Genomic DNA, 18,119 nt, shown 5'->3' with positions numbered 1-18,119 from the left:
CGGAGGCAATATGTCCTTACGTGACGATCAACTGGCGACGCTCAAAGCCGCCGGCAAGGACTTCGATTACTACAACATCGCCAATCTTGACGGTATCGATCACCTGCCCTATTCGTTGAAGGTACTCGTCGAAAACCTGGTGCGTAACATCGATGGTGCGAACATCACCGATGAACATGTCAAGACCTTGCTGAACTGGGATCCGGCAGCCCAGCCCAGCCATGAGATCCAGTTCACCCCGTCGCGTGTGATCATGCAGGACTTCACCGGCGTGCCCTGCATCGTGGATCTTGCCACAATGCGTGATGCCGTCAAGGATTTGGGTGGTGACCCTGAGGTCATTAACCCGCAAGTCCAATCTGATATGGTCATCGACCACTCCGTGCAGATCGATAAGTATGGCATCGCCGACGCCGTGCAGCAGAACATGGACATCGAATACCAGCGCAACGGCGAACGCTACCAGTTCCTGCGCTGGGGCCAGCAGGCGTTCAAGAACTTCCGTGTAGTGCCGCCGGGAACCGGCATCATCCACCAGGTCAACATCGAATACCTGGCCAAAGTGGTGATGAGCAAGGACTCCGGACTGAATGATGGCCGCCAGCTCGCCTACCTCGACTCCTGCGTGGGCACCGATTCGCACACCACCACCGAAAACGGTCTCGGTGTGCTCGGTTGGGGCGTGGGCGGCATCGAAGCCGAAGCCGCCATGCTCGGCCAGCCGATTTCCATGCTCGTGCCGCGCGTAGTGGGCTTCAAGCTCACCGGTTCGATTCCGGAAGGCGTCACCGCCACCGACGTGGTGCTGACCATCACCGACATGCTGCGCAAACATGGCGTGGTCGGCAAGTTCGTGGAATTCTACGGCGAAGGCATCGCCTCCGTGCCGCTCGCCAACCGTGCCACCATCGGCAACATGGGACCTGAATTCGGCTCCACCTGCGGCATCTTCCCAATCGATCAGGTCACGCTTGACTACCTGAAGCTCACCGGTCGCTCCGACGAGCAGGTGGCGTTGGTCGAAGCCTATGCCAAGGCTAACAAGCTGTGGGGCGACGCCTCCGACCCGGATTATGTGGAACCGCAGTACTCCGAGTACGAGGAGCTCGACCTTTCCACCGTCAAGCCGTCCATCGCCGGTCCGAAGCGCCCGCAGGATCGCATTCTGCTCTCCGAATCCAAGAGCATGTTCGAAAAGACCCTGCCGGCTTACGAAACCGAGAAGACAGTCAAGGAGCCGGTCGCCGTCTCCACCGACTTCCGTGGCGACTTCGACCTGACCAATGGTGATGTGGCCATCGCATCCATCACCTCCTGCACCAACACCTCCAACCCATCCGTGATGATTGCCGCCGGTCTTATCGCCCGCAATGCGCACGCACTGGGTCTGAAGCCGAAGCCGTGGGTCAAGACCTCGCTGGCACCGGGCTCTCAGGTGGTGGCCGACTATTTGAAGGCCGCCGGTCTGCAGGACGATCTCGACGCATTGGGCTATCAGCTGGTCGGCTTCGGCTGCGCCACCTGCATCGGCAACTCCGGTCCGCTGCTGCCGGAAATCTCCAAGGCCATCAACGAAAACGACCTGACCGTCACCGCCGTGCTCTCCGGTAACCGCAACTTCGAAGGCCGTATCAGCCCGGACGTCAAGATGAACTATCTGGCATCCCCGCCGCTCGTCATCGCCTACGCGCTCGCCGGCACGATGGACTTCGACTTCGCCACCCAGCCGCTCGGTAAGGACAAGGATGGCAACGACGTGTACTTGAAGGACATCTGGCCCACGAACGCGGAAGTCGCAGCCGTGGTGGACGGCACGGTCAGCCGTGAAATGTTCCTTAAGGATTACGCCTCCGTGTTCGACGGCGACCGCCGTTGGAAGGGGCTGGATGTGCCGGAAGGTGAACTGTTCCAGTGGGATGAGAACTCCACCTATGTGCGCAAGCAGACCTTCTTCGACGGTATGAAAGCCCAGCCGGATCCGGTCAAGGACATTCACGGCGCCCGCGTGCTCGCCCTGCTCGGCGACTCCGTGACCACCGACCACATCTCTCCGGCAGGCGCGTTCAAGGCCTCCAGCCCGGCAGGCAAGTATTTGACCGAACATGGCGTGGCACCGAAGAACTTCAACTCCTACGGTTCCCGTCGAGGCAACCACGAGGTCATGGTGCGCGGCACGTTCGGCAACATCCGTTTGCGCAACCAGCTGCTCGCCTCCATGGGCGAGGAAGTCACTCCCGGCGGCTTCACCTATGATTTCACCACCGGCAAGCCGTCCACGATTTTCGACGCCTCGCTTAACTACAAGGCCGCTGGTACGCCGCTTGTGGTGCTCGCCGGCAAGGAATACGGTACCGGTTCCTCCCGTGATTGGGCGGCCAAGGGCACGTTGATGCTCGGTGTCAAAGCCGTGATCACCGAAAGCTTCGAACGCATCCACCGCAGCAATTTGATTGGCATGGGTGTGCTGCCGTTGCAGTTCCCCGAAGGCGAATCCTATGAGACGCTGGGATTGAACGGTACGGAAACCTACGACATCGATGGGGTGGAGGAGCTGAACTCCGGTAAGACGCCGAAGACCGTGCACGTCACTGCCACGCACGCCGACGGCTCCACGACCGAATTCGACGCCGTGGTGCGTATCGATACCCCCGGTGAGGCGGACTACTACCGTAACGGCGGTATTCTCCAGTACGTGCTGCGCAACCTCATGAAGTAATGAGATAGCGCTCAGTAGTGCAGCAGCCAAACGAATAGGGCTGGTATTCCGGATGGGATACCAGCCCTATTCGTTATCGTCCACTGTGTTGTGTGACGCGCACAGTGCAATCTGCAGTGCGATCTGTAGTGGATCCACTGTGTGATTCATCAGTGCGCCTGCAAACGGCATTGCTTCCAGATCTCACTGAGCTTCATGCCATCGGACGTACGCTTCCACACGTCCAAGCCGCCACTGCGTCGCCCGCCGGCGGCGGCACGGGCCGCAGCGGTCGGCGTCGGATATTCGGAACCATCATCCAACCGCATCCGCCCGTTTTCGGTAACCGTGGCATACCAGCGTTCGCCCTTTCGCGGACGTTCCCATACCAAGCGCTCACCTGGAATCAGCAGTCCCGCTTGAATCACCTGACGGATGGTCACGCGTTTGGAACTCCGTGTGGACTGCACTGCGGCGGCTTGCGAAAGATCCTCAATGGGTTGAGCAGTCAGATCATGGTGATTGCGGTCGTAGCGAATACCCCAATATTCCACGATGAGCCGAATCGTCTCCTCCTGTCGTTTCTCCAGCAGAGTGGGCGTGCAATCGTTGAAATCCTTCAGCTCACTCGTCAACGGGAAACGACGGGAATTCGGCCTCAGAAGCATCGCATCACGACGGGCCGGGAACTCCACGTATTTATCCAACTGGTTTTCCTGGCCTTGCACCAACGCCATGTTGCCCAACCGGTACAGCCAGTAATCATGCTGCTCGGGTGTCCAATCGGCGAATGATTGCGAGCGTTCAATATCGAGCGGCATGATGGGCAGCGCGCTGAAACGGCGAGGCCGTTCAAGATGGGCTCCCGCTTTCTGCTCATTGGCACGCAACAGCAACAACCGTACGAGAGCAGCATCGGATTGCATTTCTCCATGCAGACGAACGATGGTGTTCTCCCGATCGTCGTCGCTGATTTTCAGCCCATTGCTACGTTCCACCAGATAGCCCTTGTCGAGGTCGCGAATCGCTGCATTTGCGTATCCTCTGCGGTCAATGGCATCGGTTCTGATCAGCGTGCGAATACCGGTCACCCGTTCAAGAGCCGAGAGAATCTCCAGCAAACGGCGTTCGTCATGAGGCTCCAACGATGCGAGCGTCGCCGAGGATTTCACGGCACGGGAAGCACGCTGCACGAACGGCGAATAATCGGGATTGCCAAGCTGGCGATACGAATTGACCAGTGCCCACATGGCCACCGGCTTCCACTCATGATTGCGGTAATCGTTGAGGTTTTCCAGCCGATGCCGTACTTCATCCGGCAGAATCGTTTCGCTCGGCCTGCTGATGATCTGCCAAGCCATCGCATACGGGGCGAGCACCGTGTTGATGAACGCGGGCACCGTACCGTTGCTGATATACGGTTTGAGCACGTTGTTCAGGAAATCCTCAATCAGCCTATCGGTATCAGGCTGATGGGCGAGAATCAGATACAGGTAGGAGAAGAACTCCTCGCTGTCATGCGGATCGTCGCCGATCGGGTCGATGATGTCATCCCAACGTGCGGTGTAGACGTCAAGTTCCGCGTCGCTTAATCCTGAGGTCGCGCGCGCCTTGAACACATCGGATGGTGTGAGCGGCAGGCCACGCATGTTCATCACATCGAAAATGCGATGCGCGCCGTCGAGATCGTTCGTGGTGACGATGACCAAGGTCACTTGATTGACCAGATATTGGGCGAACTGCTGGCGTACTGCCGTGCTCCACACGGAGATTTCGTCATACACCTTGCGAATGTTGTTCACCATATTGCGTTGCGCGGCGGTGGCCAGGTAATCATTATCCATGTCGAACACGGATTCGAGATTGTCTTCCTGCACATGTTCGCGGAAGAACGCCGCATCCCGCTCCCGCAACGTCAATCGTGGTTCGTTGACAATACCGCGCAGCTTGTCGCCCGGCTCCACCAAGAGCGCATCAAGCTGGCGCATCAGATCCGGATCCTGCTCCAGATCACGCAACACGGCGATGATGATGGACAGGGACACCAACCGTTGCTGGCCGTCGATCACATCGTATTGGCTGTTGCCTTTGCTCACCAGAATCAGCGAGCCAAGAAAATACGGGATATGCGGTGATTTGGACGCGTCCTTCAAATCACTGACCAGTTGCAGAATATTCTCCGGCTTCCAAATGTAAGCGCGTTGGAAGGAGGGGATCGTGAACCGATAATCCGGTGTGAACACCCTTCCCAGCGGCAGTTCCTTTGCGTTAATTGCCATCATGCACCCCTCTCGCCCCTTCGTAAACCGGTTGGCAACCGGTCGCCATCGGTGTTCAGCCTACCAGTGTTTGCTGAGAGCCGTTGATGCCATCATCGGTTCGCTTGATCGTGCCCTCATACAGGTAGAAGGACATACTTTCCTTGTGTACGCGCGAGGCTGGCAGACTGATGGCTGCGATCTGCTGCAAACCGGTGTGCTCATAGAAGCCAACATTGCAGGTGGTGTCGGTGTAGAGGAAGTAATGCTTCAACCCGGCATCACGGAAATCAGCGATGAGTTTACGGAACATGCGCTTGCCGAGCCCCAAGCCGCGCGCTTCGGGGTCAAGTACGAACAACACGACTTCAGCCGCATAATCATGCCCGGCTGCGTGGGCTTTACGGGTCAGTTCATGATCGATGGCGAGGATTCCGACGATTTCATGAATCGCTGTGATACCTTCCTTGACCGGCAGCAAACGGAGCAGGCCACGCACATAATTGCGCTTATGTCGGTTCCACTTGCCGCGCGCATCGCGCGTGTCGACGCGGCCGAGGATCAATGCCACCGGCTTGCCGTCCAGCACAGCGGTATAGGCGTTGGTGGTGCGCGCCAGACAGTTCTCCCAATCGGCTTCGGCTGCAATCAGCCCGGTATGCTCATCGAATTCGTCGTACCAAGTGCGGCGCACCAGATCGATAAGCGCAGGATAGTCGTCACGCTGCAACGGGCGTATAGTCACGGTTTCATTCATGCGTTCCATTATGCCTTACCTATTATGGGTTTCCTTGGTCGTGCGCGATTACAGTCGAGCCGGCAAATCAGCGCGCTCCACCAGCCGTGCCATTTGCACGCGCCCCATGTTGAGCTTGTCCGCGGCCGAGGAGAGATGTGCCTTGGCGGTGCGCTCCGAAATGAACATGCGAGCGGCGATTTCCGCGTTCGTGTAGCCTTCAGCCGCCAACAGTACGGCCTCGCGCTCGCGTTCGGGCAGCGTCTCCAACAGCTTGCGCGCCTCATCACGGCGGGCGTGCGGCTGTGAAGCGCTCAGATCGTCGATGAGCTGCTTCTGACTGGCGATATTGAACTGCGGAGCCCCGGTGCACACCGCGATAATCCGCTGAATGATGGCATTCGGTGCATCGGTTTTCGACACGAAACCTTCCGCGCCCGCCTCCACTGCACGCTCCACGGTGCCGGAGGGGCTGAGCGATGTCAACATCAGCACATGCGGCGCAGGGGAGAGGTGGCGCAACTGGCGGGTCGCTTCGATACCGTCCATGCCGGGCATCGCGATATCCATCAACACCACATCCGGGTGCTCTGCGGCGGCTTGTTGCACGCAGGATGCGCCATCGTTGGCGGTGGAGATGACGGTGATCTGCCCTTGGGAATAATCGTTGAGAATCAGGCTCATGGCTTGGCAGATCATGGGATCGTCGTCGATGATGCTGACCTTGATAGGCGCGTCACTGCCAATGCCGGACGTTGATATGGTCGGATCGCCGCCCTCGGGCACTACGCTGTTCTGGTCTGCATTCACGATAGCCATATTAGCTACGCCACGGCAGCAACACATCAACATGGAACAAGCGGCGATCATCCACACCATAACGGCATTGTCCACCTGCCGCCTCAACACGAGCCGTCAACCCCGGCAATCCCGCGCCGGCTCGGCCATCCGCAGCCGCATCGGTCAGGGGATTGCTCACATGCATATGCACGCCGGATTGCGGCGCGGCGGTGAGCTCAACGGAAACAGGGGCGCCGGGCGCATGCCTGAGCGCATTGGTCAGGCTTTCCTGCAGAGCACGGAACGCGACCTTGCCAATGGACTCATCCAACGCACTCAACTGCTGAATATCAATCCATGTGTTGATTGTCATGCCGGAATTGCGCGTATCGGCAATCAGGGCATCCAATGATTCACGCGTCAATGCAGTCTCATCGGAAGGAGCCAACTGCTCCCACGCCTTCTGCGGGTCGCGCAGCATATCAATAATGGCGTGCGCTTCATCCAGCGCGCCGGCCGACTGTTTGCGAATATCCTCGGCTTTTTTGGACAGCGCCTGTGCTTCGGGGGAGTCGCCAAGCCGTGCCGCCTCGGCTTGCAGCGCGCTCGCGTTCAACGCCAGCAGCGACAAGGAATGCGCGAGCGTATCATGCGCTTCGGCTGCAATCGCATCCGCCAATTGCTGATTGTTCAGATCGTTCGCCAAGCTTTGCGCATGGCTGGTGGCGGCGCTCGCCACGGCGTTCGCCGTACGCAGTCGTGCGCGTGAACGGATATGCAACCCCACCAGTATGGCGATGGCGGCAGAAACCAGCGCCGTAATGATTGCCGTGATGATGATCGTCGGCTCCTCAACCAGCATCACGATGGGCTTGCCGGAACCGCCTCCGGTATACGGTTTGGCGAAGATGAGATGCCAGAGCGAGCCGTCAGCCGGCTGCAAAGCATCGCGTAGTTGCGACCATACCGCCACTGCGGTGCCCACTATGCAGGTTCGGATGCTGGTCCTGCGATCAGCACGGCGTGCCAACAGCGAGCACATGGCCATCGAACTCAATAATGAATCAAAGGGCAGCAGCGCCACCAGAATGCAGGCGAGCCAGAACGTCACTTCCGGGTATTCGGAGCGTGCCAGCAGCAGGAAGCCGGCGGGGATCGCAGTCAGTATGCAAAGAATCACGAAGAGATAGCCGGGGGAGTCCTGATCGAAGTTCAGTGCGAAAAATGATGTCTGAATCAAACACATCAGACTCGCCAGCGGCACCATAACCACCGTGCACCATACGCGGGTACGCACTGGCACGTCGTCGGCTTGGGAAGGCATACGGCCATCCGAGTTGCTTTCAGGCTTACCTGCCGAAGCGGCGCGTTGTGCGAACTGTGGTTGTGTCATGGCCTCCACTGTATGGCTCGCCCACGTTTTGCGCCACTGGACGTTAGGGCAGCGGACACGAAACAGCATTGCCCGAATGGGCAGAAAAATATGCCCATTGGTCCACTGACGGCGGCAAACGATCGCCGGTAGCGTTCAAAGAGTCAGAGCAACGTATCCGCTTGAGGGCTGGGCAGCCAAGATGACTGGGCAGCCGAGAGCGAAGAGAAAGAAGGAATCATGACCAATAACAATGTCGCACCGCAGCCGGTGCCGCAGCAGCCATCGCAGCCGCAGCAGCCAGTCGTCTACCCGAATCCGGTTATGCAGCCGAACCAGCCTCAGCCGAACCAGCCTCAGCAGAACAAGAAACCTGTATGGAAGAAATGGTGGTTCTGGGTCATTATTGTTCTTGCCGTGTTTGCCATCGCTGGGCAAGGAGCCAACACAAGCGGTAACGCAGCAAGCAATACACAATCCTCGTCAACTGCTCAGCAGAGCGAGACTAACAGTAATAAGTCAGAGCAATCAAATCAATCCGATACTGAACAGAAAAAGAACAGCGAAGAGCCCGATGTGCCTGCGGATTACAAGTCGGCATTGCGACAGGCTGATACATATGCGAACACAATGCACATGTCGAAAGCCGGGGTGTATGACCAGTTGACCAGTGAGTATGGAGGCAAGTTCTCAGCTGAAGCAGCTCAGTATGCAGTGGATAACGTGAAAACGGATTGGAATGCGAATGCACTGGCCAAAGCTAAGAGCTATCAGGAGACCATGGCCATGTCTCCTGAAGCCATCCGTGATCAACTGACCAGCCAGGCTGGCGAGAAATTCACTCCAGAAGAGGCCAATTACGCGATTGAACACCTCAATGATTGATTAATCAGTTGATGAAACAGCGGCGGATAGGCGGTCATACGGTGACTGTCTACCCGCCGTTTCGCTGCCGGCCAAGCAAATTCATGGAACATTCAGGTTGATTCCACTAGGATAGGTGGTGGAACGCAACAAAGGAGCGATCATGACATTCGGTCAGCAGCCCCAGAACAACGGGCAATACAACCCGCAATACAATACTCCGGACTATAACGCCGCCCAGCAGGGTGGATACGGTCAGCAGTACATGCAGAACGGATACAACCAGCAGAACTACGGCCAGCAGCCGTACGCGCAGCAGCCATACGTCCAGAACCAGAACTTCCAATACGCCCAGCAGGCTCCGCAGCAGGCGCAAACCGCCTACCAGTACGCGCAGCCGCAGGGCGCAGGTGCCGGCACCGCCGCCATCAACACCACGATGACCTACAACGTCGAGCAGGCGCAGCGCGTCTCCGTGACCCGCGCCTACGGCGAAATGACCATCGGCCTGATCGTCACCGCAGTGGTGGCCGTTCTCGGTCAGATCACCGGCGCCTACTACAGCTTCCTCATCGCCACCGGTTCAATCGGTTTGATTGGCCTATGCGTGGCGCAAGTGGCGCTCGCCATCATTCTCGGCATGCGTGTGATGAAGATGAGCACCACTGCCGCACGCGTGATGTTCTACGTGTACGCCGCGTTGATGGGCTTCACCTTAAGCTCCATCTTCATGGTCTACGATCTCGGTTCGATCGGCATCGCACTCGGCATCACCGCAGCCTTCTTCTTCGCGCTGACCATGTTCGGCATGACCACCAAGTTCAACATGCTCAAGGCCGGTCCAATCTTGATGGTCGGTCTGATCGTGCTCATCATCTCGCAGGTTGTTCTGATGTTCCTGCAAGTGGACGGCATGACGCAGATCGTATGCGCCATCGGCTTGATTCTGTTTGCCGGCATGACCATTTACGACGCCCAGTCCACGCGTGCGCTGTTCGCCGCATATGAGGCGCAGGGCCCGGAGATGATCAAGAAGGTTTCCATCCTGTGCGCGCTGAACCTGTATCTGGACTTCGTAAACATGTTCCTGTACATCCTGCAGCTGTTTGGCAGCAGGGATTGATAGCTCGCACCATTGAACGCAGCTGAACAACGCAGCTGAACATTGAGCCCGACCACATTGTGGCCGGGCTTTTTCATGCCCGTCATGCTTGCGCATTAGGCTGGCTCACCGTGAAGAGACAAGAAATCATGGGCATGCTCGCCCTCGTGCTGACCGCATTGATTTGGGGATTCGCGTTCGTGGCGCAGGTGCAGGGCATGGATTCCATGTCTCCGTTATTCTTCAACGCCTGCCGATTCACGCTCGGGGCATGCTCTTTGGTGCCGATTCTGCTTTGGCAGCGTGGCCGGAAGGCCCATGGCAATCGGCAGGGGAGTGATGCCGGGGAAGCTGTCGACGCAGAATCCCATGCAACTGTGTCGGATGTTACTCGTAGCCAGCAAAGCACGATGCCTTTCTGGCAGTCGCTGCTTGCGAATCCTGTAGTCGTTTCCGTGCTGTGCGGCATCATCCTGTTCACCGCCAGCACGTTGCAGCAATACGGCATCCTCTATGGCAAGTCCGCCGGTCGCGCGGGCTTCCTCACCGCCCTCTACATTGTGATGGTGCCTCTGCTGGCGTTCGTGTTCCTGCGCCGTCGCATCGGTCTGCCGGTGTTCGTGGCCGTGGCGATGTCCATCATTGGTTTTTATCTGCTCTGCATCACCGATGGTTTCGGCTCCATTGGGCTCGCGGATATCCTGTTGGTGTTCACCGCGGCTCTGTTCGCCGCGCATATATTGGTGATTGATGAATTGGGGGCAAAAGTCGATGCGATTGTGCTGTCATTCGGACAGTTCTGCACGACTGCGGTGCTGAGCTGGGCGGGCTCGATGGTGGAAGGCTCAGTGGATTGGTCCGGGGCCATGCACTCGTGGATGCCGATTGTGTACGCCGGCATTGGTTCGGTGGGCATCGCCTATACGTTGCAGGTAGTGGGACAGCAGTGGGTGCCGCCCACCCGGGCCAGCCTGCTGATGAGTCTGGAATCGTTCTTCTCGGCAGTCGGCGGCGCGATCTTCCTTGGCGAGGTGATGACGCCGCGCGGCTACCTTGGCTGTGCGCTGATCTTCTTCGGCACCCTACTGGCGCAGGCGCCGGCAAAGCTCCCGAAGTTTCTGCGCAAGGATTAGTTCTGTGCTCAGTCCGTGGTCTTCGGTGCTTCGCCGACTTGGGGAGCGCCGTTGATGTCACGATGGATGTTCTGCATCTGCACTTCGATGTTCTGCAGACTGCGCGAGCAATCCAACAATGTCTGCGAATGTTCGTTGAGCTTGGCATCCGGCAGATCGGTTTTATAGCGCAGCGCATGCTCCAGCGACGCCCAGTAATCCATGGCGATGGTGCGGAACTGCACTTCGACCGGCGTGTAATGCGCGCCGGATGAAAGGAACACCGGCACCGCGTAGATCACATGCAGGGAACGGTAGCCGTTCTGTTTCGGATTCTTGATGTAGTCCTTGACGCGCAGCACTTGGATATCCGACTGGGAGGAGAGATAGTTCGACACGGAGTACACGTCGTCGCGATAGTTGCAGATCACGCGAATGCCTGCCACATCGAACAGGTTATCCTTGATGGAATTCACGCTGATGGGCAGACCCTTGCGCTCAAGCTTGCCGATAATGGAATTCACCGATTTCAAACGGCGCTCCATATGGTGAATCGGATCGTGGCTGAATCTCACCTGGAACTCATCGTCGAGAATCTCCAGTTTGGTGCTGATCTCATACATCGCGCCCTCATACACCTGCATCTGATCGATGAATTCGGTGATTTCGTCGGCGCTGAACCGGCCTTCCGGCAGGTCCAGCATCTTCAAACGGGCGTTGAGGTCTGCGGTGTTGAGTCGATTATGTCGGTCGAGTATCACGCCAATTAATATACTCGGACCTTTTTGATGAAACTGGGCGGAGTCGGAGAATCTTCTAAAATGCTTCATCGTTCAGCGCTTGTAGATGGCTTTATCGGTACATCGCGCCCCATGACGAACCCGGCAGTTAGAATCGCAATTTATGAATGAAGACATGATGACCGAGGTGGAGCGCGCCTCGATTGCAGCCGATGGAACTGACAGCCTGCTCGGGGAGCGAGGCAAGGGCGTATTTCATATCCATACGCTGGGATGCCAGATGAACGTGCACGATTCCGAACGCATCGCCGGTGTATTGGAGGCCGATGGCTATGTGCCGGCCACGCAGGAGCAGATCGATGCTCATGATTTCGATGTGATCGTGCTCAATACTTGTGCGGTGCGTGAGAACGCTGCCGAGCGCATGTATGGCACTATCGGCCTGTTCAACCGCATCAAACTGCAGCGTCCGAACCTGCAGATCGCGGTGGGCGGTTGCATGGCCCAGCTTGACCGCGAACGCATCGCCAAGCGTAAGCCGTGGGTGGCCGCCGTGTTCGGCACCAAGAATATTGAGGATCTGCCGAAACTGCTTGACCAGAATCGCTTGACTGACAAGCCTCAGGTGCGTGTCAGCGATCAGCTGCAGGAATTCCCAAGCCAGCTGCCGGCTGCGCGCGCCTCCCGCGTAAGCTCATGGGTGGCTATTTCCGTGGGCTGCAACAACACCTGCACGTTCTGCATTGTGCCCACCACGCGCGGCAAGGAGAAGGATCGCCGTCCAGGCGATGTATTGGCTGAGATTCGCAAATGCGTGGCCGATGGCGCCAAGGAGGTCACGCTGCTTGGCCAGAACGTGAACTCCTACGGCTATGGCATCGGTGACCGGTACGCGTTCAGCAAACTGCTGCGCGCTTGCGGTGAGATCGAGGGCTTGGAACGTGTACGATTCACATCGCCTCATCCGGCAGCATTCACCGATGATGTAATCGCTGCAATGGCGGAAACGCCGAATATCATGCACCAGCTGCATTTCCCGCTGCAATCCGGCTCCGACCGTATTCTGCGCGCCATGCGACGCTCCTACCGTTCCGCCAAATTCCTGGACATTCTGGGCCGTATCCGTGCCGCCATGCCGGATGCGCAGATTTCCACCGATATCATCGTCGGTTTCCCTGGCGAGACCGAAGAGGACTTCCAAGCCACGCTGGACGTGGTGCGCAAAGCCCGATTCTCCACCGCGTTCATGTTCATCTATTCGCCGCGCCCCGGTACTCCGGCCGCTTCGATGGAGCAGATTCCCCGTGACGTGGTGCAGGAGCGTTTCGACCGGTTGGTGGCCCTGCAGGAGGAAATCACGCAGGAGAACATGGAAAGCTTCGTGGGCAGGGATGTTGAGGTGATGATCACCGGCAAACTCGGTAAGAAGGATTCGGATACGCATCGTGTCTCCGGCCGCGAGAAGACCGGCGTGCTGGTGCATATCGGTGTGCCGGAAGGCCAACCGGTGCCGGAGGTCGGTGATTTCGTGACCGTGACCGTGACGCATGCCGGTCGCCACAACCTGCTCGCCGACCCGGATATCGCCGCTGGTCAAACCTATTCCGTTCGTCACTGAAGGAAGTGCTCATGGCTCAACGAGTCGTATCCATCGTCGGACCAACAGCCTCCGGCAAAACCGGCCTCGGCATCGCCATCGCCAAGCGTTTGGCCGAGCAAGGCGAGCGAGCCGAAATCGTCAACGCCGATGCCTACCAGATGTACCGTGGCATGGATATCGGTACCGCGAAGCCGACTGCCGAAGAGCAGGCGGCCGTACCGCATCATCTGATCGACATCATCGACCCAGAGGAGTCGATGAGCGTGGCTCGCTTCCAGGAATTGGCTCGCCAAACCATCGCCGACCTGCAGTCCCGTGGCATCCGCCCGATTCTCGTTGGCGGTTCCGGCCTGTATGCGCGTGCGGCCATCGACGATATTTCCTTCCCCGGCACCGACCCCGAGATTCGCAAGAAGTACGAGGAGCGGGAGAAAACCGAGGGTGCCGGAGCCCTCTTCGAGGAGCTTAAAGCCAAGGATCCCGAAGCGGCGGCCCGCATGGATCCGCATAATCCACGTCGCACCATCCGCGCGTTGGAGGTTATCGAACTGACCGGCCGGCCGTATTCGGCCAGTCTGCCGCGCTACCGGTATGTGATTCCTTCGGTGCAGATCGGTTTGGATCTAAGCCGTGAGGATTTGGATCATCGCATTGATCTGCGCACCAAGCAGATGATGACCAACGGTTTCGTGGAAGAGGTGGAGCGTCTACGTCCGCGGCTTGGCGCCACGGCGGTACGAGCGCTCGGCTACCAGCAGATCATCGATCTGCTTGATGGCATTTGGGATGAATATGACACGTTCGCCGATATCGCGCAGAAAACCAAGCGTCTTGCCCGCAAGCAAATGGGCTGGTTCGGCCGCGATCCGCGCATCCATTGGCTGCAGGCGTTGAATCCGAAGCTGGTGGACAATGCGATGGCCATCATCGCGCACGCGGACGCCGGCGACTACGATCCCATCGACGCTCAAGCCGACGCCTACGTTCAACACCACCTCGGCGACATCGCCGCATAACAATCAGTGAGCTGGCCCCTGATTCCATCCGGCAATCAGGAACACGCGCGTTGGATTCGCCGGGCGCAGCATCGCTTCGAACATGCGCTCGAACGCGGTGATATCCCCGCGATACGCCGTATGCTTGGCCGCGCGATACGCTTCACGCGTCACCACGCCCCAATCCAAATCCCAGCCGGCATCATGGGCGAGCCGAGAGCCGAACATGCGCAGCACCATCGCATTGCCGCCGCGGAACGGATGCAGATAACCGAGTTCGTCATAGATCGTGGCGAACTTACGGATGAACACATCCCTGTCCAACGCATGCAGGTTCCGGTTATCCGCAAGCTCCATCGCAATGTTATGCGCACCGGTTTCAATCAGCGCCGCCGGGAAGAACGCCTCCGGATTATTCGCACGCGCCCGGTCATTGGTCACCTCGCGCGTGGTGTTGGACGTGCGCAGCTTGCCGGCATCATCGAACACGCCCTCGAACAGACCACGGTGGATCGCCACCAACTCATCCAAGTCACCGGAAGGATTCCATCGACGCTCCGCCAACAGCACCGTGCGCGCGAACACCGCGTCCGCACGGTCCGTGGCATGATCGTCCAAAGAACCGTCCGAAAGCCGATTCTCGCCGGTTGGGCCGGCCGCGTTGATGCGCATGGCGGTCTGCTCATCGGCCACGTCGATTAAATGGCTCACATCCTGGCTGCCCTGCTCGTAAGCCGCCGCGGCTCGCATCGTTGCCTCGCCCGGCGTCATGGCCTCCAGTGCGCAGTTCCTGAGTGCAAATGCGACTGCGCTCGCACGCTCTGCGGGTGTCATGCAACCCATGATAAGCCATGAATCGTGTCGAATGTGGTCATGAACCCCCGTGCATGTAGAATCAGACGCGATATGGCACGTACAGCATCCTCAAACAGCACCTCATCCCGCCGCAAGAAGAGCAGCGAGAACGATTCCACGCACGACGGCGAAACCAAAGTCCAACCCGAGATCGACTTCGAACCCGAGCCGGTATGGAAGAAAATCCTGCTCGCCATTCCGCGGGCGTTCGGCTCCGGTGTGCGAGCGGTCACCGGTGTGGGCGACTATGATCCCGCCTACCGTCGGGACGGCCTGTGCTTCCTGCTACTCATTCTCGCGGTGCTGTTCTGCGCATCCGAATGGTTCCGCGTCAATGGCGCGTTCGGCAGACTGCTGCATGCCATGGCATCCGGTGTGCTCGGCGTGATGAGCGTGGTACTGCCGGTGCTGTTGGCCGCCGTCGCCTTCCGCTTGATGCGCAATTCCGGGCGAGGCTCCAGCAATCCGCGCGTGATCACCGGCTGGGTGCTGCTCATGTGGTCGATCTGCTCGATCATCGACGTGGCGCTCGCCTCAGGGCACACCACATTCGATATCACTGTGCTGCAATCGGCCGGTGGCCTGTTCGGCTTCTTCCTCGGCTCTCCATTGGCGTGGGGGCTTTCCGCCGCGTTCGCCATCGTGGTGTTCGTGGTGTTCGGCCTGTTCTCGCTGCTGATGATCACCGGCACACATGTGACCGATCTGCCTGAGGAAGCGCGCAAACTGCTGGCGATGGTTCAGCGCAAACCATACAAGCCCAAGGATGAGGCTGCGGATGATGATGCGGACGGCAGTCGCTCGCAGTTCCCGAACGAGGTACGTCTGGGCGATGCCACGCTGGCGTTCGCCGATGGTGTGCCCGCTCATGATGGCACGGATGACGAGGATGCCGACGAGGGGGAGAGCGACGGCAAGTTTGGTTGGTTTACCCGTCTGTTTGGGCATAAATCCAAGGATGAGGATGATAAGCGACTGGATCGCTATGCTGCCGATGATCCCTTCGATCGTGCGGCAAGCCAGCATGGTGCCACTGCGGAAACCCCAGTGGTGGATTCGTCGACCGGTGAGATTTTGGATGGTGCGGGTGCGCATGGTACTGGCTCTGGTGTAGGCGGCCGCACGATTGCCTCGTCCGCCTATGATGGTCGCCCGCATGTGGCGGGTGATGCGCCGCTTGCCGATGATGCAGTCGGCGCGACTACGGCTTTGAGCGGGGCCGCGGCAGACGCGGCGCTTGGCGCTGCCGGTGCCGCTGTGCCGCGTGTTGTCAGCGGTGGTGCGACTGTGGCGATGCCGTCCGGTGCTGCGGCAAACGATCCATGGGCGCTGAGTGCGGCCGCTGCAGCTGCCGGTGCGGCTGGTAATGCTGGCAATGCTACGGCACCATATGCAGGTGCTGATGCGGATGGCAGCGGCGTAGGCCAATCCGGTGCGGTCGCTGATGGTGATGCGGCTGCCGATGATGATGAGAATCGCCCGTACCAGTTGCCTGATTTGAACCTGCTGACCAAGGGACAGCCGCATGCGATGCGCACGCCCGCCAATGATCGTGTGATTCGTGCGCTGACTTCCACGTTTGAACAGTTCAACGTGGATGCCAAGGTGGTGGGCTTCCTGCGCGGCCCGTCCGTGACCCAGTATGAGGTGGAACTTGGCCCCGGTGTGAAGGTGGAGAAGGTCACCAACCTGCAGCGCAATATCGCGTATGCGGTGGCCAGTTCCGATGTGCGTATCCTTTCGCCGATTCCCGGCAAATCGGCTATCGGCATTGAGATTCCGAACGAGGATCGCGAGATCGTGCACTTGGGTGACGTGTTGCGTTCCGATAAGGCCGTGAATGATCCGAACCCGATGCTTTCCGGTATCGGCAAGGATGTGGAGGGCCACTTCGTGACCGCCGACCTGACCAAGATGCCGCATCTGCTAGTGGCTGGTGCCACCGGTTCCGGTAAGTCGAGCTTCATCAACTCGATGTTGACCTCCATCATCATGCGTGCCACACCTGAGCAGGTGCGTCTGATCATGGTCGATCCGAAGCGCGTGGAACTGTCCGCTTATGCGGGCATTCCGCACCTGTTGACTCCGATCATCACCGATCCGAAGAAGGCCGCGCAGGCATTGGAATGGGTGGTCAAGGAGATGGACGCGCGTTACTCTGATCTGGAATACTTCGGATTCCGCCACGTCAAGGACTTCAACGAGGCCGTACGCGCCGGCAAGGTGCATGCGCCGCTTGGCTCCAAGCGCAAGGTGGCTCCATACCCGTACATCCTTGTGGTGGTGGACGAGATGGCCGATTTGATGATGGTGGCCAAGAACGATGTGGAAAGCTCCATTCAGCGCATCACGCAGTTGGCGCGAGCGGCAGGCGTGCATCTGGTGCTTGCCACGCAGCGCCCGTCCGTGGACGTGGTGACCGGTCTCATCAAGGCCAACATTCCTTCCCGCTTGGCGTTCGCTACCTCCTCGGCTACGGATTCCCGAGTCATTTTGGATACGGTGGGCGCGGAAACCCTGATCGGTCAGGGCGACGCGTTGTTCCTGCCGATGGGCTCCGCCAAGCCGATTCGTGTGCAGGGTTCCTGGGTGTCCGAATCGGAGATTCGCAAGGCTGTGGAATTCGTACGCACGCAGCGCAAGCCGAAGTACCGCGAAGACATTGAGGAGATGGCCAAGGAAGCCGAGAAGAAGGGCGGCGCCGATATAGACGAGGAGATCGGCGACGATATGGACGTGTTGCTGCAGGCCGCCGAGCTTGTGGTCACCTCGCAGTTCGGTTCCACCTCCATGCTGCAGCGTAAGCTCCGCGTCGGCTTCGCCAAGGCCGGTCGACTCATGGATTTGTTGGAATCGCGTGGTGTGGTGGGCCCGTCCGAAGGCTCGAAGGCACGAGAAGTGCTGGTACAGCCGCAGGACCTGCCGCAGGTCCTTGCCTTCATCCGCGGCGAAACCACGTCTTTGACTCCTTCGGCCCCCGCCCAATGCGAACTCGGCGGAGAGTAAGCGA

At 58.8% G+C, this 18,119-nt stretch carries 13 protein-coding genes; 7 read left to right on the top strand and 6 right to left on the bottom strand.

Annotated features, from left to right (window positions below):
• Positions 1-10: 10 nt before the first annotated feature.
• Positions 11-2,716, top strand: coding sequence for an aconitate hydratase AcnA (gene acnA / locus JS530_RS08305; protein ID WP_214376709.1), 2,706 nt, complete (start codon positions 11-13; stop codon positions 2,714-2,716).
• Between the two features lie 149 nt (positions 2,717-2,865).
• Here acnA and JS530_RS08300 read toward each other — a convergent pair whose 3' ends face one another.
• From JS530_RS08300 to JS530_RS08285, 4 genes are read right to left on the bottom strand one after another with little or no spacing between them, the layout of a single operon-like run.
• On the bottom strand, positions 2,866-4,974 hold the full coding sequence (locus JS530_RS08300) for a GmrSD restriction endonuclease domain-containing protein (RefSeq protein ID WP_214376745.1): 2,109 nt from the start codon (positions 4,972-4,974) through the stop codon (positions 2,866-2,868).
• 55 nt (positions 4,975-5,029) lie between these two features.
• Positions 5,030-5,710: a GNAT family N-acetyltransferase gene (locus JS530_RS08295; RefSeq protein ID WP_214376744.1), complete on the bottom strand. Its 681-nt coding sequence runs from the start codon at positions 5,708-5,710 to the stop codon at positions 5,030-5,032.
• A 48-nt stretch (positions 5,711-5,758) separates the two neighbouring features.
• A complete protein-coding gene (locus JS530_RS08290) occupies positions 5,759-6,508 on the bottom strand; it encodes a response regulator transcription factor (protein WP_214376708.1) in 750 nt (249 codons plus the stop codon).
• Position 6,509: 1 nt separating this feature from the next.
• Positions 6,510-7,736 (bottom strand): sensor histidine kinase, encoded by a 1,227-nt coding sequence (locus tag JS530_RS08285; RefSeq protein WP_214376743.1) that lies wholly within the window; start codon positions 7,734-7,736, stop codon positions 6,510-6,512.
• 345 nt (positions 7,737-8,081) lie between these two features.
• On the opposite strand from JS530_RS08285, the gene JS530_RS08280 reads away from it, so the two are divergent.
• From JS530_RS08280 to JS530_RS08270, 3 genes are all read left to right on the top strand, one after another.
• Complete coding sequence (locus tag JS530_RS08280; RefSeq protein WP_214376707.1) at positions 8,082-8,726, top strand: Ltp family lipoprotein; 645 nt, start codon at positions 8,082-8,084, stop codon at positions 8,724-8,726.
• Positions 8,727-8,868: 142 nt separating this feature from the next.
• The gene (locus tag JS530_RS08275; protein WP_214376706.1) at positions 8,869-9,828 is read left to right on the top strand and encodes a Bax inhibitor-1/YccA family protein; all 960 of its coding nucleotides are present in this window, start codon (positions 8,869-8,871) and stop codon (positions 9,826-9,828) included.
• 134 nt (positions 9,829-9,962) lie between these two features.
• Entirely contained in the window at positions 9,963-10,940 is a 978-nt protein-coding gene (locus JS530_RS08270) for a DMT family transporter (RefSeq protein ID WP_214376742.1), read from the top strand.
• Positions 10,941-10,948: 8 nt separating this feature from the next.
• On the opposite strand, the gene JS530_RS08265 is transcribed toward JS530_RS08270, so the two are convergent.
• On the bottom strand, positions 10,949-11,749 hold the full coding sequence (locus JS530_RS08265) for a GTP pyrophosphokinase (RefSeq protein ID WP_214376705.1): 801 nt from the start codon (positions 11,747-11,749) through the stop codon (positions 10,949-10,951).
• A gap of 73 nt (positions 11,750-11,822) precedes the next feature.
• Between JS530_RS08265 and miaB the strand changes: the two genes are divergently transcribed.
• Together miaB and miaA are read left to right on the top strand one after the other, a co-directional pair.
• A complete protein-coding gene (miaB, locus tag JS530_RS08260; protein ID WP_214376704.1) occupies positions 11,823-13,277 on the top strand; it encodes a tRNA (N6-isopentenyl adenosine(37)-C2)-methylthiotransferase MiaB in 1,455 nt (484 codons plus the stop codon).
• An 11-nt stretch (positions 13,278-13,288) separates the two neighbouring features.
• A complete protein-coding gene (miaA, locus tag JS530_RS08255; protein ID WP_214376703.1) occupies positions 13,289-14,275 on the top strand; it encodes a tRNA (adenosine(37)-N6)-dimethylallyltransferase MiaA in 987 nt (328 codons plus the stop codon).
• Positions 14,276-14,278: 3 nt separating this feature from the next.
• On the opposite strand, the gene JS530_RS08250 is transcribed toward miaA, so the two are convergent.
• A complete protein-coding gene (locus tag JS530_RS08250; RefSeq protein ID WP_240541163.1) occupies positions 14,279-15,025 on the bottom strand; it encodes a Fic/DOC family protein in 747 nt (248 codons plus the stop codon).
• 135 nt (positions 15,026-15,160) lie between these two features.
• Between JS530_RS08250 and JS530_RS08245 the strand changes: the two genes are divergently transcribed.
• The gene (locus JS530_RS08245; protein WP_214376701.1) at positions 15,161-18,115 is read left to right on the top strand and encodes an FtsK/SpoIIIE family DNA translocase; all 2,955 of its coding nucleotides are present in this window, start codon (positions 15,161-15,163) and stop codon (positions 18,113-18,115) included.
• Positions 18,116-18,119: the final 4 nt, after the last annotated feature.

Origin of the sequence: Bifidobacterium colobi, from assembly GCF_018555455.1 — a bacterium.
In the GTDB taxonomy this organism is placed as follows: Bacteria; Actinomycetota; Actinomycetes; order Actinomycetales; family Bifidobacteriaceae; genus Bifidobacterium; species Bifidobacterium colobi.
The sequence above is the reverse complement of the archived record's forward strand: the minus strand, read 5'-3'. Positions and strand labels throughout refer to the sequence as shown.